This is a genomic window from Gemmatimonadota bacterium (assembly GCA_016704275.1).
Taxonomy (GTDB): domain Bacteria; phylum Gemmatimonadota; class Gemmatimonadetes; order Gemmatimonadales; family GWC2-71-9; genus Palsa-1233.
In genome coordinates, this window is record JADJAK010000005.1 from 319,188 (window position 1) to 334,595 (window position 15,408).

At 69.3% G+C, this 15,408-nt stretch carries 16 protein-coding genes; 15 read left to right on the forward strand and 1 reads right to left on the reverse strand.

Annotated elements, in window-relative coordinates; all coding sequences use genetic code 11:
* Positions 1 to 67 precede the first annotated feature (67 nt).
* From IPG05_12175 to IPG05_12210, 8 genes are all read left to right on the forward strand, one after another.
* Positions 68 to 2,989: a hypothetical protein gene (locus IPG05_12175; protein MBK6495833.1), complete on the forward strand. Its 2,922-nt coding sequence runs from the start codon at positions 68 to 70 to the stop codon at positions 2,987 to 2,989.
* A complete protein-coding gene (locus IPG05_12180) occupies positions 2,889 to 3,347 on the forward strand; it encodes a hypothetical protein (GenBank protein MBK6495834.1) in 459 nt (152 codons plus the stop codon). Before IPG05_12175 ends, IPG05_12180 begins: the two co-directional genes overlap by 101 nt.
* Before the next feature lie 2 nt (positions 3,348 to 3,349).
* Positions 3,350 to 3,955 (forward strand): class I SAM-dependent methyltransferase, encoded by a 606-nt coding sequence (locus tag IPG05_12185; protein ID MBK6495835.1) that lies wholly within the window; start codon positions 3,350 to 3,352, stop codon positions 3,953 to 3,955.
* A complete protein-coding gene (locus IPG05_12190) occupies positions 3,948 to 4,583 on the forward strand; it encodes a DUF2238 domain-containing protein (protein MBK6495836.1) in 636 nt (211 codons plus the stop codon). Before IPG05_12185 ends, IPG05_12190 begins: the two co-directional genes overlap by 8 nt.
* Before the next feature lie 62 nt (positions 4,584 to 4,645).
* A complete protein-coding gene (gene pyrR / locus IPG05_12195) occupies positions 4,646 to 5,191 on the forward strand; it encodes a bifunctional pyr operon transcriptional regulator/uracil phosphoribosyltransferase PyrR (protein MBK6495837.1) in 546 nt (181 codons plus the stop codon).
* Complete coding sequence (locus IPG05_12200) at positions 5,188 to 6,147, forward strand: aspartate carbamoyltransferase catalytic subunit (GenBank protein ID MBK6495838.1); 960 nt, start codon at positions 5,188 to 5,190, stop codon at positions 6,145 to 6,147. The genes pyrR and IPG05_12200 overlap by 4 nt, the downstream gene beginning before the upstream one ends.
* A complete protein-coding gene (locus IPG05_12205; protein MBK6495839.1) occupies positions 6,144 to 7,430 on the forward strand; it encodes a dihydroorotase in 1,287 nt (428 codons plus the stop codon). Before IPG05_12200 ends, IPG05_12205 begins: the two co-directional genes overlap by 4 nt.
* A gap of 133 nt (positions 7,431 to 7,563) precedes the next feature.
* The gene (locus tag IPG05_12210; GenBank protein MBK6495840.1) at positions 7,564 to 8,532 is read left to right on the forward strand and encodes a hypothetical protein; all 969 of its coding nucleotides are present in this window, start codon (positions 7,564 to 7,566) and stop codon (positions 8,530 to 8,532) included.
* Between the two features lie 1,166 nt (positions 8,533 to 9,698).
* On the opposite strand, the gene rpsT is transcribed toward IPG05_12210, so the two are convergent.
* Positions 9,699 to 9,959: a 30S ribosomal protein S20 gene (rpsT, locus tag IPG05_12215; protein ID MBK6495841.1), complete on the reverse strand. Its 261-nt coding sequence runs from the start codon at positions 9,957 to 9,959 to the stop codon at positions 9,699 to 9,701.
* Between the two features lie 205 nt (positions 9,960 to 10,164).
* Here rpsT and IPG05_12220 point away from each other — a divergent pair, with 205 nt between their 5' ends.
* From IPG05_12220 to IPG05_12250, 7 genes are all read left to right on the forward strand, one after another.
* Complete coding sequence (locus IPG05_12220) at positions 10,165 to 10,830, forward strand: site-2 protease family protein (GenBank protein ID MBK6495842.1); 666 nt, start codon at positions 10,165 to 10,167, stop codon at positions 10,828 to 10,830.
* Positions 10,827 to 11,588 carry a segregation/condensation protein A gene (locus IPG05_12225; protein ID MBK6495843.1) on the forward strand — a complete coding sequence of 254 codons (762 nt, stop codon included), beginning with the start codon at positions 10,827 to 10,829 and terminating at the stop codon, positions 11,586 to 11,588. Before IPG05_12220 ends, IPG05_12225 begins: the two co-directional genes overlap by 4 nt.
* On the forward strand, positions 11,554 to 12,147 hold the full coding sequence (gene scpB, locus IPG05_12230) for an SMC-Scp complex subunit ScpB (GenBank protein ID MBK6495844.1): 594 nt from the start codon (positions 11,554 to 11,556) through the stop codon (positions 12,145 to 12,147). Before IPG05_12225 ends, scpB begins: the two co-directional genes overlap by 35 nt.
* Positions 12,144 to 12,881, forward strand: a complete 738-nt coding sequence (locus IPG05_12235) for an rRNA pseudouridine synthase (GenBank protein MBK6495845.1) — start codon at positions 12,144 to 12,146, stop codon at positions 12,879 to 12,881. Before scpB ends, IPG05_12235 begins: the two co-directional genes overlap by 4 nt.
* A 63-nt stretch (positions 12,882 to 12,944) precedes the next feature.
* The gene (locus IPG05_12240; protein ID MBK6495846.1) at positions 12,945 to 13,829 is read left to right on the forward strand and encodes a MoxR family ATPase; all 885 of its coding nucleotides are present in this window, start codon (positions 12,945 to 12,947) and stop codon (positions 13,827 to 13,829) included.
* Between the two features lies 1 nt (position 13,830).
* Positions 13,831 to 14,712, forward strand: a complete 882-nt coding sequence (locus tag IPG05_12245; GenBank protein ID MBK6495847.1) for a DUF58 domain-containing protein — start codon at positions 13,831 to 13,833, stop codon at positions 14,710 to 14,712.
* Positions 14,709 to 15,404, forward strand: a complete 696-nt coding sequence (locus tag IPG05_12250) for a hypothetical protein (GenBank protein ID MBK6495848.1) — start codon at positions 14,709 to 14,711, stop codon at positions 15,402 to 15,404. The genes IPG05_12245 and IPG05_12250 overlap by 4 nt, the downstream gene beginning before the upstream one ends.
* The last annotated feature ends 4 nt before the right edge of the window (positions 15,405 to 15,408 follow it).

The following is a 15,408-nucleotide window of genomic DNA, read 5'->3' on the forward strand; positions in this document are numbered from 1 at the left end:
GGGCGACCCCCCCGTAAAAGGGGTGACCGGCTTCCCCCGGCTTTTCCTCCACCAACGAGTCCGCCTGATGCGACGTGCCTACGTCCGCGCTGCCGCCACGTGCCTGCTCCTCGGCGCCGTGCCCCCCCTGTCTGCCCAGCTCTCCACCCCACTCGACTCCGCCACGCTCAACGCCTTTCGCTGGCGTGAGATCGGCCCGGCCAACATGCAGGGCCGGGTCACCGACGTCGAGGGAATTCCGTCACCGTCGCGCACCTTCTTTGTCGCCGCGGCGGCAGGTGGCATCTGGAAGACGACGAATGGCGGCGTGACCTTCCGCCCGCTCTTCACGAATGAGCGCGTGGTCTCGATGGGCGATCTGGCGATCGCGCCGAGTGACACGATGCAGATTTGGGCCGGCACGGGCGAGGATGACTCCCGCAACTCGGTGTCGCCGGGGCAGGGCATCTACAAGTCGATGGATGGTGGGCTCACCTGGAAGCTGATGGGCCTCGAGAAGACGCAGACGATTGCCCGCATCATCGTGCACCCGACCAATCCGCAGATCGTGTACGTCGCGGCGCTGGGCGCCATCTGGAACAGCAATCCGGATCGCGGCCTCTACAAGACGACCGACGGCGGCGCCACGTGGCGGCTGGTGAAGTTCATCAGCGACAAGGCGGGCTTCGTCGACCTGGTGATGGACCCGACCAATCCGAACGTCCTCTTTGCCTCCAGCTACGAACGCGTGCGCGGACCGTACTTCCTCAAGAGCGGCGGCCCCGGCAGCGCGCTCTGGAAGAGCACCGACGCCGGCGAGACCTGGACCGAGGTCAAGGGTGGCGGCTTCCCCGAGACGATGAAGGGCCGCATCGGCCTGGCGATCGCACCGAGCAATGCGAAGATCATGTATGCGCTGGTCGAGGCGGACAGCGCCGCGAACCCGAAGGGGAAGAGCGGCGTCGGCACGCCGGCCACCCGTAAGTCCGGCCTGTACCGCTCGGCGGATGGCGGTTCCACCTGGACCTTCATGGCGTCGAACAACGTCCGGCCGTTCTACTACTCGCAGGTCCGCGTCGACGTCAAGAATCCGGATCGGGTGTACTGGTCCTCGACGCCGGTCAACTTCTCGACCGACGGCGGCAAGACGGTGCGGCAGACCACGGTCGGCCTCCACGTCGACCACCACGCCATGTGGCTCGACCCGAATGACGAGAACCGGATCATCGTCGGCAACGACGGCGGGATCGGGATCACGTTCGACAAGGGTGGCAACTGGTGGTTCCCGAACTCGTTTGCGATCGGCCAGTTCTATGCCGTCTCGTTCGACTTCGCGACGCCGTACAACGTCTGCGGCGGCATGCAGGACAACGGCTCGTGGTGCGGCCCGAGCCGCCGGCAGCAGGGCGCGATCACCAACTCGATGTGGTTCACGTACAACGGCGGCGACGGCTTCGTCACCGCGCAGGATCCGACCGATCCGAACGTGATCTACGGCGAGTCCCAGGGCGGTGCGATGAGCCGCACCAACCTCGCCACTGGTGAGAGCTCGAACCTCCCCAAGCCGACCTGGCGTGCGCGGGCCAATGCATGGCGTGACACCATCGCCGTGCTGGAAGAGAGCCCGACGGCCGCCACCCCCGCGACGAAGAAGCGGATCGCCGACATCACGGCGATGATCGCCGCCGATTCGGCCGCGCTGACGCTGCGCTGGAACTGGAACACGCCGTTCTTCCTCTCGCCGCACAACAACAAGACCTTCTACGCCGGTTCGAACCGGGTGATGAAGTCGGTCGAGCGCGGCGACGACATGTATCCGATCTCGCCGGACCTGAGCTACGCCGACACGATGAAGATCCGGGTGTCGACGCGGACGACCGGCGGCATCACGACCGACGCCACCGGCGCCGAGACGTTCGGGACGATCGTCTCGCTGGCCGAGTCGTATGTGCGGCCGGGGCTGCTGTACGCCGGCACCGATGACGGCCGAGTCTGGCTCACGCGGAACGACGGCGCCTCGTGGGAAGAGCTCACGGGCCGCTTCCCGGGCGTGCCGGCCGGGACCTACGTCTCGCGCATCGAACCGTCGTATGCCGACACCAACACGATGTACATCACCTTCGACGGGCACCGCACGGGCGACTTCACGCCGTACGTCTACATGACCCGCGACTACGGCAAGACCTTCAAGTCGATCGTGGCGAACCTGCCGACCGGTGGGGTCGACTTCGCGCACGTCGTGCGCGAGGACCCGGCCAATCCGAACGTGCTGTATGTCGGCACGGACGTCGGGGCGTACCTGTCGCTGAACAAGGGCGGGTCGTGGCAGAAGTTCATGAACGGCCTGCCCACCGTGCCGGTGCATGATCTCAAGATCCATCCGCGGGACCGCGAACTGATCGCCGGCACCCACGGCCGCTCCATCTGGATCGTCGATGTCACCCCGATCCCGCAGATGAGCGATAGCGTGGTGGCGTTGGCCGTTGCGCAATTCAAGCCGAAGACGGCGGTGCAGTACACCCAGGCCCCGCTGAACGGCGAGTCGACCGGGCAGGCGATCTTCCGCGCCAACTCCCCCGCCTACGGTGCCGAGATCACCTACCGCGTGTCCGCGTCGGCGGCGGCCTCGTCGGCGGCGATTCTCATCGTGAACGCGGCGGGCGACACGGTCAGCCGCCTCACCGGGCCTGGCGCCGCCGGACTGCACCGCGTCAACTGGGGCTTCCAGGTCACGCCGCCGCCGGCGGCGCCGCGGGCGCAGACGCCGTCACAGCGTCGGGACTCGCTGCTGACGATCAAGCGCCGGAATACCGTCTTCGATTCGCTGAAGAAGGCAGGGACAGACACGGCCGCCCTCGCGCGGGTGCGCAAGCTGGTCGAGAATCCGGCCGGGGCAATTCCCGGTGCCGGTGGGCGCGGGCAGGGGCGGCGGTGGCGCCCCCGGCGGCGGTGGTGGCCGCGGCGGCGCGGGCGGTGGTGGGGCGCCGGCCTGGGTCGAGCGCCCGGGTGAGGGCGGCGGTGGCGGCGGCGGTGGTGGTGGTGGCGGCGGCGGTGGCGCAGGTGGTGCCGCCGGTCTGCTGGCGCAGGCGGCCGGGGCCGACGGTGCCCTCGCCCGCACGGTGGCCGGTCTGGTCACCCTCCCAGGTGCCGCGCCAGGCGTCGGCGGTGGCGGCGGCGGCGGCTTCGGTGGCCGCGGCGGCGCCGCACAGCCGGGCGACTATCTCGTGATCGTCCGCGTCGGTGGGACCGTCTCCAAGCAGGTGCTTCGCGTGGAGCGCAGTGCCAGCATGTTCAGCGGCAACCCGTTCCAGCTGCAGGGACAGGACGACGATGATCACGACGAGGGTGGTGGCGGTCGGCGCAAGTAGTCGTGCCGAAGCGCTACGACCAGGCGTACTTCGATCGGTGGTACCGTGACCCCGCGCACAGCGTTGGGTCACGGGCCGACCTGGTTCGTCAGGTGACCTTCGCGGTGGCGGTCACCGAACAGTTGCTCTGCCGACCGATTCGGTCGGTGCTCGATGCGGGGGCGGGGGAGGGGCGGTGGCAACCGCTCCTGCACCGCCTCCGGCCGCATGCGCGCTACGCTGGCGTCGACAGCAGCGCGTGGGCGGTCGCACGATATGGCCGTCGCCGGAACCTCCGGCTCGGCTCGATTGAGACGCTCGACGAGCTTGGACTCGACGGCCCGTTCGACCTCGTCGTCGCGGCCGACGTCCTCCACTATCTCCCGACACCGGTCTTGCGGCGCGCCCTCGCGGCGATGGTGCCGCTGATTGGTGGCGTGGCGTTCCTGCCGACCTTCACGCGCGATGACGCCAGCGAAGGCGACCATCACGGTTTCCAGCCGCGACGCGCCAGTACCTATCGGCGGCTCTTCGCCGAGGCCGGGCTGATCGCCATCGGCATGCATGCCTGGATGCCGGCAGCCCGCGCCGGAGAACTCGCCGCATTGGAACGCGCGGTCGATGCCTGACCAGATCAGCACGATCGGCCGCCGCGAGGGGCTGCTTCTGCTCGCCGTGGGGGCCATCGCATTGGTGCTTTCGGGCATCGCGCCATTCGATCGGACCACGTGGTGGTTGGAAATCTTCCCGATTCTGCTCGTCGTCCCGCTGCTGCTCGTCACGGCCAGCCGCTTTCCACTGACGCCACTGCTCTATCGCCTCATCCTGATCCATGCCCTGATCCTGATCGTCGGCGGGCACTGGAGTTACGCGCGTGTCCCCGTCGGGTTCTGGGCGCAGGAACTCCTCGGCTGGCAGCGGAATCCGTATGATCGGCTCGGCCACCTGGCGCAGGGCTTCATCCCCGCGATGGCGGCCCGGGAAATCTTCCGGCGACGGATCCCGCTCCCCGCCGGGCGCTGGCTCGCCTTCCTGGTCGTTGCCACCTGCCTGGCGCTCTCGGCGTGCTACGAGTTGGTGGAATGGTGGGCCGCCTTGGCACTGGGGCAGGGGGCCGACGAATTCCTCGGCACGCAGGGCGATCCCTGGGACACGCAGTGGGACATGTTCCTCGCGCTGGTGGGTGCCATCCTGGCGCAGTTGACGCTCTCGCGGCTCCACGAACGCCAGTTGCGCGGCGTCGCCACCCGCGGGTGAATGCAGGCCGGGTGTCCGCCGCGTTTCTCGCTGCCATCCCCTCGCATTAGATTCCGTTTCCGATGCCCACAACCACTCGCCTCCTCGACGCCCCGGCCATGGGACGTGCGCTTGCGCGGATGGCCTCGGAACTGGTCGAACGGACCGCCGACGCCCCGAGCGTCGCTCTCATCGGCATCCAGCGCCGTGGCGTCGAACTCGCCGAGCGCCTCGCCCCCCTCCTCGAAGCCCAGCTCCATCGTCCGCTGCTCCGCGGGTCGCTCGGCATCACCCTCTATCGTGACGACCTGCAGGCGATCGGGCAGCGCCCGGTGGTGCACGAGACGCGGCTGCCGCAGGCCATCGACGGCGCCACCGTCGTGATCGTCGACGATGTGCTCTACACCGGCCGCACCATCCGGGCGGCCCTCGACGAGATCGCCGACTTCGGTCGGCCCAGGCGCATCCTGCTCGCGGTGCTGGTCGATCGCGGCGGGCGCGAGTTGCCGATCGCCGCCGACGTCGTCGGTGTCACGGTCACGACGACCGCACAGGACCATGTGAAGGTCTCGGTGCAGGAGCGGGACGGCAGCGACGGGGTCGAGCTCGTGCGCGGAGGGTCGGCATGACGACCTCGCTGCTGGGGAAGGACCTCGTCGGGCTCGAACATCTGACGCGTGAGCAGATCACCGCCATCCTCGACACCGCCGAGCCGTTCAAGGAAGTGTCGGAACGGCAGATCAAGAAGGTGCCGGCGCTGCGCGGCAAGACCATCGTCAACCTCTTCTTCGAGGCGTCGACGCGGACGCGCATTTCGTTCGAGTTCGCCGAGAAGCGCCTCTCGGCTGACACCGTGAACGTCGCCGCGTCGGGCTCCTCGGTCTCCAAGGGCGAGACGCTGGTCGACACCGCGCGCAACCTCGAGGCGATGCGGATCGATATGGTCGTCATCCGTCACAGTGCATCCGGCGCCGCGAAGTTCCTCGGCGACCGCATCCGCTCCAACGTGATCAACGCCGGCGACGGCATGCACGAGCATCCGACGCAGGGACTGCTCGACCTGCTCACCTTGCGGGATCGCTTTGGTCGCATCGATGGCCTCAAGGTCTGCATCGTCGGCGACGTCCTGCATTCGCGGGTGGCGCGCAGCAACATCTGGGGTCTCACGCGCCTCGGCGCCGAGGTCGCGGTCTGCGGGCCAGCCACGCTCCTCCCGCGCGATGTGGAGGCGCTTGGCGTCCGCGTCTTCCGGCGCATCGAGGAAGCGATCGAGTGGGCCGACGCGCTCAACGTCCTGCGCCTGCAGCTGGAACGGATGACCTCCGGCTTCATTCCCTCGCTCCGCGAATACAACCGGGTCTTCGGCGTCACCAGCGAGAAGCTCGCGCGCGCGCCGAAGGACCTGCTGATCCTTCATCCGGGCCCGATGAATCGCGGCGTCGAGATCGACTCCGACGTTGCCGACGGCGCCCACTCCGTCATCCTTCCGCAGGTCACCAACGGCGTCGCCGTCCGGATGGCCGTGCTCTACCTGCTCGCCGGTGGCTCCCCTGATTGGGGCGCCGGCGGGGGCGAGGCCGCATGACCGCTCCGATTCTCTTCCGCGGCGGTCGCGTCGTGGATCCGTCCCAGGGCCTCGATGAGGTCACCCATCTGCTCGTCGTCGATGGGCGCATCGCCGCCATCGGACGCGACATCGGGTCGCCCGATGGTGCCCAGGTCGTCGAGGCCGGCGGGTGGGTCATCGCCCCCGGGCTGATCGATGTCCACGTGCACCTGCGCGAACCGGGGCAGGAGGATCGCGAGACGATCGCGACCGGTGCCGCCAGCGCGGTGGCCGGTGGCTTCACCGGCATCTGCGCCATGCCCAACACCGATCCGGTGATCGACAACCAGTCGGCCGTCGGCTTCGTGAAGTCGCGCGGCGAGGCCGCTGGGCTCGCGCGAGTCTTTCCGATCGGCTGCATCTCCGTCGGGCAGAAGGGCGAGCGGCTCGCCGAATTCGGCGAGATGGTCGCCGCCGGCGCCGTCGCCGTGAGTGACGACGGACATCCGGTGATGTCGTCGCAGTTGATGCGCACCGCACTCGAGTACGCGCGCACCTTCGGCATTCCGGTGGCCGATCACTGCGAGGACACGCCGTTGGCGCACGGCGGCGCGATGCACGAGGGGATCATCTCCACTCGGCTCGGCCTCAAGGGAATCCCCGCGGCCGCCGAGGAAATCCACGTGGCGCGCGACTGCATCCTCGCGGCGCTGACGGGGGGGCACGTCCACCTCTGTCACATGAGCACGCGCGGTTCGGTCGACCTCATTCGTCGCGCCAAGGAGCAGGGGCTGTCGGTCACCGCCGAGGCGGCGCCGCATCATTACACGCTGACCCACGAGCGCGTCGGCGACTATGACACCAACGCGAAGATGAACCCGCCGCTCCGCGAGGACGCCGATCGCGCCGCCATCCGGGCCGCACTCGCCGATGGCACGATCGACTGCATCGCGACCGACCACGCGCCGCACACCTATGATGCCAAGGAGCGCGAGTTCGATGATGCGCCCAATGGGATCATCGGCCTCGAGACGGCGCTCTCGCTTGGCCTCCGGGAACTGGTCAACGGTGGCGTGCTCTCGCTGGGGACGTTGATCGAGCGGATGAGCTGTGCCCCCGCGCGCCTCTGGCATCTGCCCGGGGGCACCCTGCGCATCGGTGGCGTCGCCGACATCGTCGCCTTCGACCCGACCGCAAGCTGGGTCGTCGACCCGGCCCGTATCCGCTCGCGGTCGCGCAACACACCCTGGGCAGGCGAGACGATGCCCGGGGTGGTCAAGCGGACCGTGGTCGGTGGCCGAGTGGTGTTCACGGGGCAGTGATGCCGTCGCCCGCCGGCCCGGACGACCTCGCGGTCGGCCGGCAGCGGTCGATACTTCCACCGAGCGTCCCGTTTCCGGAATCCCGGGCCAGCACTAGTTTTCACGAATCACCTGCAACCCCCGGCGTCCCATGATGAAGCAGCCAAACCTTGCCGATGTTGAAGTGCTCCTCGCCGAGCGCGATGCCGTCACGGGGTGGCTCGCGCGAATCGACGCGGCGGGCTCCAGCGTTCCCCCTGCCGTGCGGGATCGCGTGCGCCAGGACTACCAGGGTCGGTTGAACGGCGTCATCGAGCGCCTGCAGGGTCACGGCGACGCCATCGCCGCGAAGCTCGCGGAAGACCGGGCCGAGCAGGAGTCGCATGCGGACCGCGCCAACGCGGCCAACGAGGCGCTGGCGGAGGCGCAGCTGCGCCATCTCGTCGGGGAGTACGACCAGAGCTTCTTCGAGACGGAGCGGAATCGGCATGCCGCCGATGTCGCCCGGCATGAACAGGCGCTCGACGTGGTCGCCGAACGGGCGGGCAGGCTGGAAGAGGTGCTCTCGCTGATCATTGCGCCCGCCCGCCCGGTCGAGACGAGTGGCGTCACCGCGTCGGCGACGTCGATGGGGGTCGAGCCGGTGCGCGCCGCCGCCCCTAGCCCGGCGGAGGTGGTGCAGGAGGCCGTCGACCTCGACGAGGTCGAATTGGTTGATGATCACATCGACGAGCAGTTGCTGGCGATCTTCGACGATCCGGGTGAGTTGACCGAGGAAGCCGTCGAGTTGGTCGATGAGGATGTCGTGCCGGAGGCGCCGGTCGCCTCAGACCGCGGTCCGCTCTCCTTCCGGCCGGGCACCGGGATGCCGCCGGAGCAGGAACGGGTCATCCCGTCGTTCGGCATGCCGGCCGAGATCCCGGCGCGCTTCACCCCTGTGGCCGAGCCGGCGCGAACTGTCCCGACGCCGACCCCCGCCCCCGCCGTGTCGCCTCGACCGATGTTCGACGAGGACATCGTGGTCTCTGGCCCGCCACCCGAGCCGACGGTGGTCACGTCGGGGCGGACCCTGCGCTGCAGCGAATGCGGCGCGATGAACACGGCCGCCGAGTGGTACTGCTAGAAGTGTGGTGCGGAACTGAACGTGGGGTGACGACTCGCCGCCGGCTCGCCCTGCTCGGCGCCCTCCTGGTGGGCGCCGCGATCGGCTTGCCGGCACAGGCGATTCGCGGGAAGGTCGTCGAGGCAGGAAACGGCCGCCCGGTGTCCGGTGCGATCGTCGAGGTCCGCGACGCTGATGGCTATCTCACCAAGCGGGTCGTCACGTCGGCGACCGGCGGTTTCCTCGTGCCCCTCTCCACCGGCGGACGCTATCGGCTGACGATGCGCGCCATCGGTTTCCGGCCGGGGAGTCGCGAGGCGGTCGACGTCGAGCTCGCCGTTCGCACCCTCCCCGACCTGTCGCTCGAGCGACAGCTCTTCACGTTGCCGGATGTGGTCAAGTTCGCCGGCGCGAGTTGTGTAAATGCCGGCACGGATCGCGCCGACTTCGGCGAGCTCCTCACGGCCTTCGGCGGCGCGCTGACGGTGGTCGAGCAGGCGGTCGCGCACGGCGAAATCACCTTCGAGACGCAGGTCATCGAGCGCACGATGCGTGGTGTCACGGCGCGGCAGCGTCGTGCCAACCCCTCGCGAACGCTGGACACGATCGCCGATACGCTGCACCGGCCGATTACCAGCTGGCCCGTGCACAGTCTCTCCGTCGACTCGCTGAAGCGCCTCGGCTTCGCAGTGGAGCGCTGGGAGAACGGACAGGGGAGTTGGACCCTGTACGGCCCCGACCCCACCGTGCTCTTCTCGCCATGGTTCCTGGAGACCCACTGCTTCTCCCTGGACCGGCCCGCGGCGTCGGCCGATTCCCTGATCCTCCGCTTCGCGCCGCGACGGCGCTCCCAGGTGGGGGACATCGCGGGGGAACTCGTGGTGAACGCGGCTGACTTGGCGCCGCGCCAGCTCCGATTCCGGTTCGCGTACCTCCCCGCGGCCCTCGCGGGCGTCACGCCCGGCGGCATTGGCGGGGTGCTCGACTTCGGCCGCGAGCCGGGAGGGATCTGGTTCGTCAACCGATGGCGGGTTTGGTCCCCGACGCTGTCAGGGCGGCAGCGGATCGGGGGGTCGGAACTCGATGGTCGGGTGGTGTCGGTCCGGCCCGATCGGATAGGGGCCCAAAGACGAACCCCCGCCAGGCGCGATGCCGGGCGGGGGTTTGCAGTACCAGGGCGGAGCGGACTAGGCCTTGGCGACCTTGTTCGCGGCCTTGGCCAGCCGGCTCTTGGTCCGGGCGGCGGTGTTCCGGTGCACCAGGTTCTTCCGGCCGGCGCGGTCGAGCGCGGACTCGGCGCCCTTCAGCGCTTCGGCGGCTTCGGCCGGCGTGGTCGCGGCGCGGGCCTTCTTGACCGCCGTGCGCAACGCGCTCCGCTGGGTCTTGTTCGCGGCGGTGCGGACCTTCGTCTGACGCATGCGCTTCTTGGCGGACTTGATGCGCGGCACGGGCTTCCCCTGAAAATGGCAACTCGGTTCCTGGATCCCGGGCACAGTGGTCGCCCGGCTAGCCTAGCAGAATAGCCGAGCGACCCCGGGCGGGCAAGGGGAGCAGCCAACCCCGCTTTGACCCAACCCCCCGTCCCGCGCTACCTTACGCCCTCTTCTCCCCAAGGATTGCCTCCTGCTCGGTGACCTGCTCCTTGCCCTTCCGATGCTCCTCTTCGCCCTGGTGGCGCATGAGGTGGCTCACGGCTGGGCGGCGCTCCGCCAGGGCGACGACACGGCCTACAAGCTCGGGCGGCTGACCTTCAATCCGCTCCCGCATATCGACCCGGTGATGACGATCCTGATGCCGATCGGGCTCTGGATCCTCTCGTCCGGGCAGTTCACCTTCGGCGGGGCGCGGCCGGTGCCGATCACCCCGCGGAACTTCCGGAACTACCGTCGCGGCGACCTGATCGTCTCGAGCGCCGGCGTCGTCACCAACTTCGTGATCGCGATCGGCTGCGCCCTCCTCTTCATCGGGCTCGGCGCCATCCACGAACTCCTCGGTGGGGCGGGAACGTCCACCGTCGATGCGGCCCAGCGGATGCTCTCCTGGGGAATGCGCCTCAACCTGATGCTGGCGGTCTTCAACCTGATTCCGATTCCGCCGCTCGATGGATCGCGCATCTTCTATCATGCCCTCCCGCCCGCGCTCGGCGCGCGCTACCGGCAACTCGATCGCTTCGGCTTCCTGATCCTCTTCGGCTTTCTGTTCCTGCTGCCCAGCGCACTGACATTCCTGATGCAGCCGGCGTCGTGGGGCTACTATCAGCTGCTTCACTATTCTGTCCCCTTCGCCGTCGGCGAGGGGTGGAACATCTTTCAGCGATGACGCTCTCTCTCGGCTCGCTGGCTGACGATGCGGCCCCGGACACGGGCTTCGTCGTCGACCTCGACGGCTTCACCGGCCCGCTCGACCTCCTCCTGCACCTGGTGCGCGAGGAGCAGATCGACATTGCCGACATCCCCGTCGCCCGGATCGCCGACCAGTTCCTGAAGGTGATCCACGCCCTCGGGTTGAATCAGGCGGCGGATTACCTCGAGATGGCGGGCCGGCTGATCCGCCTGAAGGCGCAGCTGCTGTTGCCGCGCCATGGCGACGAAGAGGGCTGGGAGGACCCGCGCGCCGAGCTGGTGCGCCGGCTCCTCGAGTATCAGCAGATCAAGGAGATCGCCCTCTGGATGGCGCGGCAGGCCGAGCGACGCGCGTTGCGCTTCTCGCGCGGCTTCATCCCGCCGCCGCCGGCCTCGTTGCCGCCGTTGCCGATCACGCTCGACCTGCTCGATCTCCTCGTCGCGGTCGAACGCGTCATCATGCAGATCCCGTCGCCGCAGATGCACAGCGTCGTCGCGCGTCCGCTCGACGTCGAATCGGCGGTGATCCGGATCGAGGCGTTGCTCGCCGAGCACGAGGAATTCGACTGGCGCCGGGCCTTCGGCCCGACGCCGAGCATCGTGGAAGTCCTGTCCACCTTGCTTGCAATCCTGGAACTGGCCAAGCGCGGACTGCTCCGCATCCGCCAGGATCTTCCCTTCGCACCGTTGGTGGTGGCCCGTGAGCTCGCTGAACCCGCTGTCGCAACTGCTTGAGGCCGCGCTCTTCGCGGCGAACCGGCCCCTCACCCTCGATGAACTCGAGGGCCTGGAGCCGGAGTCCTCGCCTGCCGAGGTCCGCACCGCGCTGGACCAGCTGCGCGAACACTACGACTTCGATGGCCACAGCATCGAGGTGGTCGAACTCGCCGGCGGCTACCAGATCCTGACGCGCGCCACCTTCGCCGCGGCCGTCGAGCGCGCGCAGGCGATGCAGCGGCAGCCGCGGCTGTCGGCGGCGACGCTGGAAACGCTCGCGACGATCTCCTATCGCCAGCCGGTCGGGCGCGCCGAGATCGAGGAGATTCGCGGCGTCAACGCCGGCGGCGTGCTCCGCACGCTGCAGGAGCGCGGGCTCATCGAGGTCGTCGGCCGCAGCGAGAGCCTCGGCCGGCCGTTGCTGTACGGCACCACGCCGCTCTTCCTCGAGCTGCTCGGCTTGAACGACCTTGCCGACCTCCCGCGCGCGGAGGAGCTGACGATCGCCCTCCAGCCGCATCGTGCCGAGCCATCCCCCGATGAGGCTGGTGCCCTCGCGTCCGTGGAAGAGGGATGAGCACGGAACCGATGCGGTTGCAGCGGTACCTGGCCCGGGCCGGCGTCGCCTCGCGCCGCCAGGCCGAAGTGCTCATCACCGACGGGAAGGTGAAGGTCAACGGAAAGACGGCCTCGCTCGGCAGTTCGGTCACGCCGGGAAAGGATCGCGTCACCGTGGGTCGGACCGTGATCACGCTCGCCGTGAAACGGTGGATCGCCTTTCACAAGCCGATCGGCGTGGTCACCACCGCCGACGACGAACAGGGACGCAAGACCGTCTTCGACCTGCTGCCGGACAGCGCGGGGATGACCTATGTCGGCCGACTCGACGTCGCGACGACCGGGTTGCTGTTGTTGACGACCGACGGCGACGCGGTCCATCGGCTGACGCACCCGAAGTACCGGGTGCCGCGTAGCTACATCGCCCTCGTGCATGGCCTCGGCACCGCCGAATTCGAGCAGAAGGCGAGCGAGCGCATCACGGTCGATCAGCGCGTGGTGCAGCCGTCGCGCGTCCGCGTGCGTGCAGGGAAGGAGGGTCGCAGCGTCCTTGAGGTGACGCTCAGCGAAGGCCGCAACCGGATCGTCCGCCGCTGGGTCGAGGCGATGGGCGGCAAGGTGGACCGGCTGGCGCGCGTGGCCTACGGCCCGGTCCGGCTCGGCGATCTCGCCCCCGGCGAGTGGCGCCCGCTGACGCCGGCGGAGGAGCGCGGGATCTACCGCGCGATCGGCATGACGCCTGAGGAGGACTGAGTGACCTTTCCGGTACAGGCCGTCCTGGCCGAAGTGCGGAAGCGGGTGGTCGGGCAGGATCTGATGGTCGAGCGGCTCCTGATCGGATTGCTGACCGGCGGGCACGTGCTGCTCGAAGGTGTCCCCGGGCTCGCGAAGACGCTGACGGTGCGCACGCTCGCCGACGTGATCCACTCGTCATTCTCGCGAATCCAGTTCACGCCGGACCTGCTCCCCGCGGACGTCGTCGGCACCATGATCTACGAGGCACAGCGCTCGGCGTTCACGGTTCGCCAGGGTCCGATCTTCGCGCAGATCGTCCTGGCCGACGAGATCAACCGCGCCCCCGCGAAGGTCCAGTCGGCGCTCCTTGAGGCGATGCAGGAGCGCCAGGTCACCATCGGCGGCAACTCCTATCCGCTCCCCGAGCCGTTCCTCGTGCTCGCGACGCAGAACCCGATCGAGAGCGAGGGGACCTACCCACTCCCCGAAGCGCAGCTCGACCGCTTCCTCCTCAAGATCCGCGTCGGCTATCCCTCGCGGACCGAGGAGCGCGAGGTGTTGATGCGGATGAGCGCCTCGGGGGCGATCGACGTGCAGCGCCTGGCCGAGCCGGCCCAGGTGATGGCCGCGCGGCATGCCATCGAGGACATTCATCTCGACGCCCGGCTCGCGGACTACATCGTCGATCTGGTGCGCGCGACGCGCGAGCCGGCGACGATCGGTCTTGGGGCACTGGCGCCGATGATCGCCTACGGTGCGTCACCCCGCGCCTCGATTGCGCTGGCGCAGACGGCGCGCGCCCATGCCTTCCTCCGCGGCCGCGACTTCGTGATGCCCGAGGATATCCAGGCGCTCGCTCCCGACGTGATGCGGCATCGCATCGTCCTCACCTTTGATGCCGAGGCCGAGGGCGTGGATACCGACGCGGTGATCCGACAGGTCCTCGCCGCGGTGCCGGTGCCGTGACGTGGCCGGATTCCTCCCGCCCGCGCTGCTGAAGCAGGTCCGCACGCTCGCCCTCCGGGGCCGGCGTGCGACGGAGGCCCTCCTCGGCGGGGAGGTGCGCTCCGTGTTCCGCGGGACCGGGATGGAGTTCACCGATGTGCGCCCGTACGCCGAGGGCGACGACGTCCGCCATCTCGATTGGAACCTCCTCGCCCGCACCGGGCTCCCCTACGTCAAGCTCTACACCGAGACGCGTGAACTCACGCTGCTGCTCGTCGTCGACCGGTCGGCATCGACCACCGTCGGCGATCCCGAGCCGAAGTCGGCGCGGGCCGTCGAGGTCGCGGCGATGCTCGCGCTCGTCGCCGCGCAGCAGCAGGATCGGGTTGGCCTGCTCGCCTTCGGCGATACCGTCGGGCCGGTCATCCCGCCGGGGCGTGGTCGGCGACACGCCTACGCGATCGTGCAGCGACTCTTCGCCCTCGAGACGCAACCCGGCGAAACCGATCTGGCGGGGGCGATCCGCGCCGCCGGGGCATTGCTCCGTCGACGGGCGCTGGTCGTGATCGTCTCCGACTTCCTGGCGCCGGGATGGGAAGCACCACTCAAGGGCCTCTCGGCGCGTCATGAGGTCACGGCGATCGCACTCGACGATGCCCGCGAGACGGCGCTGCCTACCGGTGGCTGGGTGCAGCTCGTCGGCGCCGAGCGTGGTGGCACCGTCCTCTTCGACAGCGGCGACGCCACCACGCGGAAGCGGGCGGAAGCGATGGCGCAGCGGCAGCGGATGCGCCGCAGTGCGGCCCTCTCGGCGGCCGGCGTGCGCGAGGTCGTGATCCGGACGGATGGCGAGTATCTGCCGGTGTTGCGCGCCGCCTTTGGCCGTCAGGGACGGCGGCGATGAGACAGCAACCTCGTCGCCTCACCGTTGGCGACACCACGACGATCGTGCAGCGGGTCGCCGTGCCCGCCGGCGCCCTGGTCCAGCCCCAAGCGCCGACGGACACGACCATGGCGACGCTGCTCGGTCCACCCAGTGTGACGCGCGAAGGCGATTCGGTGCGCATCGCCTATCGGGTGACCGTGTGGGCACCCGGGCAGAACACCCTCACCATTCCGGGTGCCATTGTCGTGCGGCTCGATGGCGGGATCGACACGCTCCCCGATGCCCGCGTGCCACTCAACATCGCCTCGGTGCTGCCGACTGGCCGGCCGGCGGCGCAGGTGGCACCAAAGCAGGCGCGCCCGTGGGTGGCACGCGCCGATCGCACGTTTCTTCCCTGGGCCATTGCGCTCCCGCTGCTGCTCGTGGTCGGGCTTCTGGCGTGGTGGCATCGTCGTCGCCGTGGCCCTGCGGCACCGGCGATCGCGCCGCCCGCCGTGCCGCCGGTCGACGCGGCGCGACTGGCAGGATGGATCGCCGCCGGGGAGAGTCGACTCGCCGTGCTGCACCTGGAAGCGGCCCTGCGCGATCGTCCCGAGGCGGCCGACTGGTGTGCCGCGGTGGCCACCCTGCGCTACGCCCCTGAGGCCGATGGTGACCTGCACGCCTTGGCGGCGTCGGGGATGATGTTGCTCGCGGGAGGGGCCCAGTGATCGG

Excerpts from the sequence above, each read along its gene's own strand:
- IPG05_12210 (MBK6495840.1), top strand. The coding sequence starts at position 7,564 with ATGAAGCAGCCAAACCTTGCCGATGTTGAAGTGCTCCTCGCCGAGCGC.
- IPG05_12250 (MBK6495848.1), top strand. The coding sequence starts at position 14,709 with ATGAGACAGCAACCTCGTCGCCTCACCGTTGGCGACACCACGACGATC.
- IPG05_12240 (MBK6495846.1), top strand. The coding sequence starts at position 12,945 with ATGGTCGAGCGGCTCCTGATCGGATTGCTGACCGGCGGGCACGTGCTG.
- IPG05_12190 (MBK6495836.1), top strand. The coding sequence starts at position 3,948 with ATGCCTGACCAGATCAGCACGATCGGCCGCCGCGAGGGGCTGCTTCTG.
- IPG05_12205 (MBK6495839.1), top strand. The coding sequence starts at position 6,144 with ATGACCGCTCCGATTCTCTTCCGCGGCGGTCGCGTCGTGGATCCGTCC.
- pyrR (MBK6495837.1), top strand. The coding sequence starts at position 4,646 with ATGCCCACAACCACTCGCCTCCTCGACGCCCCGGCCATGGGACGTGCG.
- IPG05_12220 (MBK6495842.1), top strand. The coding sequence starts at position 10,165 with ATGCTCCTCTTCGCCCTGGTGGCGCATGAGGTGGCTCACGGCTGGGCG.
- IPG05_12225 (MBK6495843.1), top strand. The coding sequence starts at position 10,827 with ATGACGCTCTCTCTCGGCTCGCTGGCTGACGATGCGGCCCCGGACACG.
- IPG05_12235 (MBK6495845.1), top strand. The coding sequence starts at position 12,144 with ATGAGCACGGAACCGATGCGGTTGCAGCGGTACCTGGCCCGGGCCGGC.
- IPG05_12200 (MBK6495838.1), top strand. The coding sequence starts at position 5,188 with ATGACGACCTCGCTGCTGGGGAAGGACCTCGTCGGGCTCGAACATCTG.
- IPG05_12175 (MBK6495833.1), top strand. The coding sequence starts at position 68 with ATGCGACGTGCCTACGTCCGCGCTGCCGCCACGTGCCTGCTCCTCGGC.